We start from the raw sequence: 2,504 nt of genomic DNA, 5'->3' as shown, positions 1-2,504 counted from the left end.
TGATCTTCGTCACCGCGCTGGCCGACACCAGCGACGAGACCGAGGGCTTCGAGGCCGGCGCGGTCGACTACATCACCAAGCCGGTCAGCCCGCCGGTGGTGCGGGCGCGGGTGCGGACCCACCTGTCGCTGGTGCGCGCGGACGAACTGCGCGAGACCCGGCTGCAGATCGTGCAGCGCCTGGGCCGCGCCGCCGAGTACAAGGACAACGAGACCGGCTGGCACGTCGTGCGGATGAGCCACTACGCCCAGCTGCTGGCGCTGGCGGCCGGCTGGACCGACCAGGACGCCGACGACCTGCTGCATGCCGCGCCCATGCATGACGTCGGCAAGCTCGGCATCCCGGACGCGATCCTGCAGAAGCCGGGTCCGCTGACCGAGGCGGAATGGATGGTGATGCGCCGCCATCCGGCCATCGGCGCCGAGATCCTGGGCGATCAGGCGACCGGCCTGCTCGGCATGGCGCGGCGCATCGCGCTGGCCCATCACGAGAAATGGGACGGCAGCGGTTATCCCGAGGGCCTGGCCGGGGAGTCCATCCCGCAGGACGCCCGCATCGTCGCGATCGCCGACGTCTTCGACGCGCTGACCAGCATCCGCCCCTACAAGCCGGCCTGGCCGGTGGAGCAGGCGGTGGCGCACCTGCGCGCGCAGGCCGGCCGACACTTCGATCCGGCGCTGGTGGAGCTGTTCATCGGCGTGCTGCCGCAGGTGCTGGAGGTGCGGGACCGCTTCCTGGAGGAAGGCTAGGCCCCGCGGCCGGTTATGGCCGCCCGCCAGATCGTGATGCTCGCATTCCCGCAACACCGGGCGTGCGCAGCGCCCGGCATCGCCGCGGCCCGGAATAATCCGCGCCCATGGTGCTGAACTTCATCTGGATCGGGTTCTTCCTGATCGGCTTCGCGGTCGCGCTGGCGCGGCTGTTCCAGGGCGACCTGACCATCTTCACGCAGGTGCTGACCGGCATCTTCGACACCGCCAAGACCGGCTTCGACATCTCGCTCGGCCTGGTCGGCGTGATGAGCCTGTGGCTGGGCCTGATGAAGGTCGGCGAGACCGCCGGCGTGATCCAGCTCTTCGCCCGCGCGATGGGACCGTTCTTCGCGAGGATCTTCCCCGAGGTGCCGCGCGGCCATCCGGCCGGCGGCTCGATGGTGATGAACTTCTCGGCCAACATGCTGGGGCTGGACAACGCCGCCACGCCGCTCGGGCTCAAGGCGATGAAGGAGCTGCAGGAGCTGAATCCGCGGAAGGACACCGCGTCGAACGCGATGATCATGTTCCTGGTGCTGAACACCGCCGGCATCACGCTGATCCCGACCTCGGTGATCGCGATCCGCCAGGCGATGGCGGTGGACCAGGGCCTGGTCGGCTTCAACGCCGCGGACATCTTCCTGCCCACGCTGATCGCGACCTTCATCTCCTTCATGTCGGGCCTGGTCGCGGTGGCGTGGGTGCAGCGCATCAACCTGTTCAGCGCGCCGGTGCTGGTGTTCGTCGGCGGCTTCATCGCGATCATGGCCGCCGTCTTCGGCTGGCTGCACAGCTATCCGCCCGAGCTGATGTCCAGGTACATCGGGCTGCTGGGCAGCGGCGTGATCCTGAGCATCATCGTGATGTTCATCGCGGTCGGCGCCTGGCGCCGCGTCAACGTCTACGAGGCTTTCGTCGAGGGCGCGAAGGAGGGCTTCGGCGTCGCGGTGCAGATCATTCCCTACCTGATCGCGATCCTGGTGGCGATCTCGGTGTTCCGCACGACGGGCTGCATGGACTTCGTCGTCCAGGGCATCGCGGCGGGCGTGGCGGCGCTGGGCCTGCCCACCGACTTCGTGCCGGCGCTGCCGGTCGGGCTGATGAAGACGCTGTCGGGCAGCGGCGCGCGCGGCCTGATGGTGGACGTGCTCAAGACCTATGGCGTGGACAGCTTCGAGGGCAAGCTCGCCGCGATCATCCAGGGCTCGACCGAGACGACCTTCTACGTGCTGGCCGTCTACTTCGGCAGCGTCAACATCAAGAAGACGCGTTATGCGCTGAGCTGCGGCCTGCTCGCCGACGCGGTGGGCCTGGTCGGCGCGATCCTGGTGGGCTACTGGTTCTTCAAGTGAGCCGCGCGAGCGCCGCGCCTCACTCCACCCGGTTGCGCCCGTTGGCCTTGGCGCGATAGAGCGCCGCGTCGGCGCGCGCGACCAGCGCCTCCAGCGACTCGTCGCAGGCCGGGGGCACGCCCACCACGCCGGCGCTGCAGGTCGCGGCCAGCGGCGTGCCGGTGCCGATGTCGAAGGGCTGGTCGCCGATGCAGCGCTGCAGGGCCTGCGCGCGGCGCCGGCCCTGCTCCTGCGCCATCGACAGGCCGGGCAGCACCAGCAGGAATTCCTCGCCGCCCCAACGGCCGATCGCGTCGTAGTCGCGCATCGTGGCTTTGAGCCGCAGCACCAGTTGCGTCAGCACCGCGTCGCCGGCGGGATGGCCATGGGTGTCGTTGATGCGCTTGAAGTGGTCGATGTC

The 2,504-nt window shown here is 69.3% G+C and carries 3 protein-coding genes; 2 read left to right on the top strand and 1 reads right to left on the bottom strand.

Features of this window, described 5'->3' with window-relative positions; translation table 11 throughout:
* Both FUT87_RS13565 and FUT87_RS13560 read left to right on the top strand, forming a co-directional pair.
* Window positions 1–749: HD domain-containing phosphohydrolase (locus FUT87_RS13565; protein WP_147241366.1), on the top strand; the 749-nt coding region annotated here is incomplete at its 5' end.
* A 107-nt stretch (window positions 750–856) separates the two neighbouring features.
* Window positions 857–2,104 (top strand): nucleoside recognition domain-containing protein, encoded by a 1,248-nt coding sequence (locus FUT87_RS13560; RefSeq protein ID WP_147241365.1) that lies wholly within the window; start codon window positions 857–859, stop codon window positions 2,102–2,104.
* Window positions 2,105–2,123: 19 nt separating this feature from the next.
* Here the strand turns inward: FUT87_RS13560 and FUT87_RS13555 are convergent.
* Window positions 2,124–2,504, bottom strand: a 381-nt coding sequence (locus FUT87_RS13555) for a GGDEF domain-containing protein (RefSeq protein ID WP_147241364.1), incomplete at its 5' end; no start/stop codon positions are given.

The sequence above is a fragment of the Mitsuaria sp. TWR114 genome, from assembly GCF_007997345.1.
This window is presented reverse-complemented; position numbering and strand designations above follow the sequence as displayed.

What these genes read in the sequence shown, in the direction of transcription:
- FUT87_RS13560 (WP_147241365.1), top strand. Translation starts at nt 857, where the DNA reads ATGGTGCTGAACTTCATCTGGATCGGGTTCTTCCTGATCGGCTTCGCG.